Here is a 6675-nt window from a genome sequence, read left to right as displayed (position 1 = left end):
CTGCTGTCGATCTTCAAGATCCGCGAGTGGATCATCAACAGCATCCCGCTGGCCCTGCGCGCCGGCATCGCCGCCGGCAACCTGGTGCTCAGCCTCGGCGCGCGCGGCGGGGTCTATGTGGTCGGCGGCGTGGTGCCGCGTTTCGCCGAGCTGTTTCTGGCCAGCGGCTTCGCCGCGGCGCTGCGCGACAAGGGCTGCATGAGCCATTACTTCGACGGCATCCCGGCCTGGCTGGTGACCGCCGAATACCCCGGCCTGATGGGCGCCGGCGTGGCGCTGCAGCAGGCAGCGGGGTAGGGTGTGCGGGGCCGCCTAGGCCATGCGTACCAAGATCCGTGCAGAACAATCAAAGTGGCGAGATGAGCCAGTCCCGTAGCCCGGATTTCATCCGCGCTACAGAGGCATAACAAGAAAGGTGGCGGACCATGAGCCAGCCCGGAAAATCCATTCTCCTGGTCGATGACGACGCGGAGATTCGCGACCTGCTACAGACCTACCTGAGTCGCGCCGGCTTCGCCGTGCGCGCCGCCTGCGACGGTGCCGGCTTTCGCCAGGCGCTGTGCGCCGAACCGGCCGACCTGGTGATTCTCGACGTGATGCTGCCCGACGAGGACGGCTTCAGCCTGTGCCGCTGGGTGCGCGAACACCAGCGTTTCGCCCTGGTGCCGATCATCATGCTCACCGCCAGCTCCGACGAGGCCGACCGGGTGATCGGCCTGGAGCTGGGCGCCGACGACTACCTGGGCAAGCCGTTCAGCCCGCGCGAGCTGCAGGCGCGGATCAAGGCGCTGCTGCGTCGCGCACAGTTCAGCCAGGTGGCGGGCGGCGAGGTGCTGGCCTTCGACCAGTGGCGCCTGGACATGGTCAGCCACCGCCTGTTCCATGCCGATGGCGAGGAGGTGATCCTCTCCGGCGCCGACTTCGCCCTGCTCAAGCTGTTTCTCGATCACCCGCAGCAGATCCTCGATCGCGACACCATCGGCAACGCCACCCGCGGCCGCGAGGTGATGCCGCTCGAGCGCATCGTCGACATGGCGGTCAGCCGTCTGCGCCAGCGCCTGCGCGACACCGACAAGCCGCCGCGGCTGATCCGCACCGTGCGCGGCAGCGGCTACCTGCTGGCGGCCCAGGTGACGGCGCAGCATGGCTAGCTGGCGGCGCTGGTTGCCGGTGCCGCGCTCGCTGCTCGGGCGCATGCTGCTGCTGACCCTGCTGGTGGTGCTGCTGGCGCAGGCGTTGTCCAGTTTCATCTGGGTCTCGCAGTTGCGCGCCAGCCAGATGGAGGGCCTGCTCACCAGCGCGCGCAGCCTGGCGCAGTCGATGGCCGCCAGCGTCAGCTACTTCCGCTCGCTGCCGATAGGCTACCGGCCGCTGGTGCTCGATCAGTTGCGCAACATGGGCGGCACGCGCTTCTTCGTCTCGCTCAACGACAAGCCGCTGCAGATGCAGGTGCTGCCGCCGACGCCGCGCAAGCGCGCGGTGCTCGAGGCGGTCGAGGCCACCCTGCGCGAGCGTCTGGGCAGCGGCCTGGACATCTCCCTGCAGTTCGTCAGCCCGGAGGACCTGCGCATCTTCAACAGCGGCCTGAAACTCGACGAACTGCCGCGTTCTTGGGCGCACTACGCGCTGAGCCTGGAGCCGCTCAATCCGCCGGTACTGGTGACGCAGATCCGGATCGCCGAGGGCGAATGGCTGTACCTGGCGTCCTTGCTGCCCGAGCCCTATGTCGGCCTGGAGCAGCAGGGCCTGCCGGCGCAGCAGCTGTGGTTCATCATCCTCACCAGCAGTTTTCTGCTGCTGTTCATCGGCATTCTGGTGCACTGGCAGAGCCGTCCGCTCAAACGCCTGGCGCGGGCGGCGCGGGAAATGTCGCTGGGCAGCGAGGTGGAGCCGCTGGCCGAGGCCGGCGGCAGCGAGGTGGTCGAGGTCAGCCGCGCCTTCAACGCCATGCGCGAGCGCATCGGCCGTTACCTCAACGAGCGCAGCCAGCTGTTCAGCGCCATCTCCCACGATTTGCGCACGCCGATCACCCGCCTGCGCCTGCGCGTCGAGCTGCTCGACGACGAGGCGCTGCAGGCCAAGTTCGGCCGCGACCTGGACGAGCTGGAGATGCTGGTCAAGGGCGCGCTGCAGTGCGTCAAGGACACCGACATCCACGAGAACATCGAGCCGGTCGACCTCAATCACCTGCTGCACGGGGTGGTCGAGCCCTACCTGGGTAACGGTCGGGTCACGCTCGCCGGCAGCGCGCTGGCGCCCTATCCGGGCAAGCCGCTGGCGCTCAAGCGCTGCATCGGCAACCTGGTGGACAACGCACTGAAATACGGCGAGCGCGCCCACCTGCAGATCGAGGACGACGGCCAGGCCTTCGTCCTGCACGTCGACGACGAAGGCCCGGGGGTGCCGGAACAGCGCCTGGAGCAGGTGTTCGAGCCGCATTTCCGCCTGGCCGGGCAGCAGCAGGGCTACGGCCTGGGCCTGGGCATCGCGCGCAATATCGCCCACAGCCACGGCGGTGAGCTGAGCCTGCGCAACCTGCGCGAGGGCGGCCTGCGGGTGACCCTGAGTTTGCCCAGGTAGGGTGCGCCCCGCGATCCGCCCTGTGGGAGCGGCTTCAGCCGCAGACGCCGCGGCTCAGATCCCCTGGGGAATCTCTTCGCCACCGAGGGCGCTGAACAGCTCGGGGAGGAACTCCACCAGGGTCATCATCATCAGGGTGAAGCTGGCGTCCTGCTGGGCCAGGGCGTCTTCGCCGCCGTCCTGTTCGGCCTGCTCCTGGAGGATGTCCTCGAAGCGCAGGCGCTTGATCACCAGCTTGTCGTCGAGCACGAACGACAGCTTGTCCTGCCAGGCCAGCGACAGCTGGGTGACCTGCTTGCCGGTGGACAGGTGCAGCTGGATTTCCTCGCTGGTCAGATCCTGGCGCTTGCAGCGCACCACGCCGCCGTCCTCGTGGGTGTCGCGCAGCTCGCACTCGTCGAGCACGTAGAAGCCCTCGGCGGCCTTCTGCGTCTTCAACCAGTCGGTGAGGGTGGCGGTCGGCGCGATCTTCACCGACAGCGGGCGCACCGGCAGCGAACCCATGGCCTCACGCAGGGTGGAGAGCAGGTCTTCGGCCTTCTTGGCGCTGGCGCTGTCGACCAGGATCAGGCCCTGCTTCGGCGCGATGGCGGCGAAGGTACCGGACTTGCGGATAAAGGCGCGTGGCAGGAAGGCCTGGACGATCTCGTCTTTCAACTGATCGCGCTCCTTCTTGTAGACCTTGCGCATCTGGCTGTTCTCGATCTCGTCGACCTTCTCCTTCAGCGCGTCGCGCACCACCGAACCGGGCAGGATGCGTTCTTCCTTGCGCGTGCCGATCAGCAGGAAGTCGCCGCTGACATGCACCAGCGGCGCGTCGGCGCCCTTGCCGAAGGGCGCGCTGAAACCGTAGGTGGTCAGCTCCTGGCTGGCGCAGGGACGCGCCGGCTTGCTCGCCAGCGCGCTTTCCAGCGCGTCGGCATCGAAGGGGATGTCCTGGGTGAGGCGATAGACCAGCAGGTTACGAAACCACATGAGCGGGTGACTCTCCATTGGCGTGATGGTCGCGGGGCGGCGCTCGGGCAGCAGGTGGCGCGCCGCGACGGGAAGGGGGCGGGTGGTCGCGAGATCGCGGCCTGGCCGCCAGCGCAAAGCGCGCATTATTCTCCCCTCGCGGGCTCAGGCCAACCCTGGCATCGGGCCAGCGGGAAAATTCCCGGGGCTCGCCTAAGTTCTTGCTGGAGCGATAGAAATTTTTTGCATCGGGGCTTGCCAAGGTGCAGATCGCTCTCTAGAATGCGCCCCACTTCGAGAGTGAAGGGTGATTAGCTCAGCCGGGAGAGCATCTGCCTTACAAGCAGAGGGTCGGCGGTTCGATCCCGTCATCACCCACCAATCTCGCAGTTACGCGCAGCGGTAGTTCAGTCGGTTAGAATACCGGCCTGTCACGCCGGGGGTCGCGGGTTCGAGTCCCGTCCGCTGCGCCATTTTCCTCCTCGCTCCATCCCCTCCTGTGACGCCTCTTCGGCATTCGCCGAAAACCTCAGAAAATTCCTTTGTTTGCTTGAACTTATGCGCATCGCTCGGCTCCTATGCCGTAGCCAGTGATCGCGGCGGACTGCTAAGCTCGCGCTTTCACACGACGGCCTTTGGGCGCATCTACAAGGAACAAGCATGAAACAGCATCGTTTGGCGGCGGCGGTAGCCCTGGTGGGCCTGGTGCTCGCCGGTTGCGATTCGCAAACCAGCGAAGTCGAACTCAAGACCCCGGCGCAGAAAGCCTCCTACGGCATCGGCCTGAACATGGGCCGCAGCCTGTCCGAGGAAGGCATGGACGATCTGGACTCCAACGCCGTCGCCCAGGGCATCGAGGATGCGCTGGCGAAGAAAGAGCCGCGCATCAAGGACGAGGACATGATCGAGGCCTTCTCCTTCCTGCAGACCCGTGCCGAAGAGCGCATGGCGGCGCTGAACAAGGAAGCGGCCGAAGCCGGCAAGAAGTTCCTCGAGGAAAATGGCAAGCGCGAAGGCGTGGTCACCACCGAATCCGGTCTGCAGTACGAAGTGGTGAAGAAGACCGACGGTGCCCAGCCCAAGGCAACCGACGTGGTGACCGTGCACTACGAAGGCAAGCTGACCGACGGCAGCGTGTTCGACAGCTCGGTCGCGCGCGGCAGCCCCATCGACCTGCCGGTGGGCGGGGTGATTCCGGGTTGGGTCGAAGGCCTGCAGCTGATGCACGTCGGCGAGAAATACAAGCTGTACATCCCCAGCGAACTGGCTTACGGCGAGCAGAGCCCGTCGCCGGCGATCCCGGCCAACTCGGTGCTGGTGTTCGATCTGGAGCTGATCGGCATCAAGGAACAGGCTGCCGCGGAGTAACACCCGGCAGTTCGACGCAGCGCCCCGTCTCGACGGGGCGTTGCCGTTTCTGACGGTCGAGAAATCGACCTGTGGGGCTTGTGTTCGGTCGCAGGTGTTACGCTTATGCACATTATGGGAAGCATTCCTAACAAGACCCCGTTACACCGACAGGCTCATCAAGTCAATTTTCAAGTGATTGATTTTATTGGATTTTGTGGGGTGGGCAAAAAATACCCGATCTGTCTGCAGGCCGCATGCCACGGGGCTTTGATAAGCTTGTCGAACGCCTGTTAACAGGTTTATCCACAGCTTCGGTGGATAAGCCGAGCAAGCCCAGGCGGCGCCTGGGTTACGAGGAGGACCGATGAAAACTCCGTGGAAACTGGCGCGTTACCTGCCCATGGCGGCGCGTTTCCTGCGCGAGGGACGCCTGCCGGAACTGCTCCGCGCCCTGGGCGACAAGCGCACGCCGCAGGGTGCCCGCTTCGCCGGGCTGCGCGAGGATCTGCGGCTGTTGCGCGCGCTGTGCCTGGCCTGGCTGAAGGGCGATTACCGGCAGATCAGCAGCCAGGCGCTGCTGATGGTGGTGGCCGCCTTGCTGTATTTCCTCTCCCCGCTGGATGCCATACCCGATTGGCTGGTGGGGCTGGGTTTCATCGACGATCTGGCCGTGTTGGCCTGGGTGCTGCGTACCTGGCGCGGCGAGCTGGACGCCTTCAAGGCCTGGCGGGCAGCGCAGACGCCCGAGCAGCTGGCGCTTATCGAGCGCTTACCTCCGGCGAGTCCGCAGCGCTCCTGAGCGCCTCCTCCAGCCATTGCTCGATCCGGCCCTGGTCGCGCAGCTCCACTAGCAGCGCGTCCAGGCGTTCGGCCGCCACCGGCAGGTGCGGCCCGTAGGCGCAGTGCACCTGATAGCGCTGTACCACCCAGGGACTGAAATCCAGGCGCAGTTGCGGGTGCTGGGCGAGCTTGTAGGCCAGGTTGCGGCGCATGTCGATCACCGCATCCAGGCGCTGCTTGTCGAGCATCTGCAGGCTGGTGTCGAGGTCGCGCACGTCCTGACGCAGGATGCGCTGGTCGGCGAAGGCTGCCATCAGTGGCGCGCTGTAGACGTAGCCGAGGCTGGTGCCGAGCACCTTGCCATGCAGGCTTTGCAGGCTGGTCAAGGGCGCCGTGTCGCGGTGCTGCAACAGCACGTCTTCCTCCTCGTACAGCGGTGGCGACCAGTGCAGGCGTTGCGGCTCGCCGACCCACTCGGGGTTCGCGTTGCAGATCAGGTGCAGGCGGCCCTGCTGCAGGTAGGTTTCCAGGCGGTTGTTCGGCGTCTCGATGAATTCCACCGGCAGATCCAGGCGCAGTGCCAGTTCCAGGCCGAGGCGGTGGGCCAGGCCACGCTGCAGGCGCTGCTGCTCCACGCCCACATAGGGCATGGCGTCGGCCGGGCCATAACCCCAGCGCAGGTTGTCGGCAGCGCAGGGCAGCGCCAGCAGGCCGCAAAGCAATGCGTAGAGTCTGCGCAAAAGAAACTCCCCCGCCCAGTGGGCTCTAATGCCAAAGCAGTATAGATCACGCCCCTGGCGGCGGCCGCCTGTTAAGATGGCCGCTCGCAAGGAAGGCGCCGAGGTCGTCGGTGCTGCTTTCCAACGGAGAGAGTCATGACAGTGCAAATCATTGCCCGCGACGGCGAGCCGGAGTACGCCGTGCTGCCCTGGGCCGACTATCAGGCGCTGCTGCAGGCGGCCGGGCGTCAGGGCGAGGCCGAGCCGGTTCAGGTGGTCGCGCCGAGCCAGG

7 protein-coding genes, 2 tRNA genes and 1 pseudogene are annotated in these 6675 nt (G+C 66.1%); 8 read left to right on the top strand and 2 right to left on the bottom strand.

Annotated elements, in window-relative coordinates:
* The 3 genes from N878_RS10020 to N878_RS10010 form a co-directional block, all read left to right on the top strand.
* Positions 1–297: glucokinase (locus N878_RS10020; RefSeq protein ID WP_031302979.1), on the top strand; the 297-nt coding region annotated here is incomplete at its 5' end.
* Between the two features lie 128 nt (positions 298–425).
* Entirely contained in the window at positions 426–1151 is a 726-nt protein-coding gene (locus N878_RS10015; RefSeq protein ID WP_021443528.1) for a response regulator, read from the top strand.
* A complete protein-coding gene (locus tag N878_RS10010) occupies positions 1144–2580 on the top strand; it encodes an ATP-binding protein (RefSeq protein WP_021443527.1) in 1437 nt (478 codons plus the stop codon). The genes N878_RS10015 and N878_RS10010 overlap by 8 nt, the downstream gene beginning before the upstream one ends.
* A 54-nt stretch (positions 2581–2634) precedes the next feature.
* Here the strand turns inward: N878_RS10010 and rdgC are convergent, their stop codons facing one another.
* Positions 2635–3555 carry a recombination-associated protein RdgC gene (rdgC, locus tag N878_RS10005; RefSeq protein WP_021443526.1) on the bottom strand — a complete coding sequence of 307 codons (921 nt, stop codon included), beginning with the start codon at positions 3553–3555 and terminating at the stop codon, positions 2635–2637.
* Positions 3556–3839: 284 nt separating this feature from the next.
* Here rdgC and N878_RS10000 point away from each other — a divergent pair.
* The 4 genes from N878_RS10000 (at position 3840) to N878_RS09985 (ending at position 5683) form a co-directional block, all read left to right on the top strand.
* Positions 3840–3915 (top strand) — tRNA-Val (locus N878_RS10000).
* Positions 3916–3930: 15 nt separating this feature from the next.
* Positions 3931–4007 (top strand) — tRNA-Asp (locus tag N878_RS09995).
* Positions 4008–4194: 187 nt separating this feature from the next.
* Positions 4195–4902 carry an FKBP-type peptidyl-prolyl cis-trans isomerase gene (locus N878_RS09990; protein WP_021443525.1) on the top strand — a complete coding sequence of 236 codons (708 nt, stop codon included), beginning with the start codon at positions 4195–4197 and terminating at the stop codon, positions 4900–4902.
* A gap of 346 nt (positions 4903–5248) precedes the next feature.
* Positions 5249–5683: a YkvA family protein gene (locus tag N878_RS09985; RefSeq protein ID WP_021443524.1), complete on the top strand. Its 435-nt coding sequence runs from the start codon at positions 5249–5251 to the stop codon at positions 5681–5683.
* Here N878_RS09985 and N878_RS09980 read toward each other — a convergent pair.
* A complete protein-coding gene (locus N878_RS09980; RefSeq protein WP_031302977.1) occupies positions 5643–6404 on the bottom strand; it encodes an ABC transporter substrate-binding protein in 762 nt (253 codons plus the stop codon). The genes N878_RS09985 and N878_RS09980 overlap by 41 nt on opposite strands.
* A gap of 135 nt (positions 6405–6539) precedes the next feature.
* Between N878_RS09980 and N878_RS28345 the strand changes: the two are divergent.
* Positions 6540–6675: pseudogene (locus N878_RS28345) on the top strand (transcriptional regulator); the annotation flags it as partial.

It is taken from the genome of Pseudomonas sp. EGD-AK9 (assembly GCF_000465935.2).
Taxonomy (GTDB): Bacteria; Pseudomonadota; Gammaproteobacteria; order Pseudomonadales; family Pseudomonadaceae; genus Aquipseudomonas.
The sequence above is the reverse complement of the archived record's forward strand: the minus strand, read 5'-3'. Positions and strand labels throughout refer to the sequence as shown.

What these genes read in the sequence shown, in the direction of transcription:
- N878_RS10015 (WP_021443528.1), top strand. Translation starts at nt 426, where the DNA reads ATGAGCCAGCCCGGAAAATCCATTCTCCTGGTCGATGACGACGCGGAG.
- N878_RS10010 (WP_021443527.1), top strand. Translation starts at nt 1,144, where the DNA reads ATGGCTAGCTGGCGGCGCTGGTTGCCGGTGCCGCGCTCGCTGCTCGGG.
- rdgC (WP_021443526.1), bottom strand. Translation starts at nt 3,555, where the DNA reads ATGTGGTTTCGTAACCTGCTGGTCTATCGCCTCACCCAGGACATCCCC.
- N878_RS09990 (WP_021443525.1), top strand. Translation starts at nt 4,195, where the DNA reads ATGAAACAGCATCGTTTGGCGGCGGCGGTAGCCCTGGTGGGCCTGGTG.
- N878_RS09985 (WP_021443524.1), top strand. Translation starts at nt 5,249, where the DNA reads ATGAAAACTCCGTGGAAACTGGCGCGTTACCTGCCCATGGCGGCGCGT.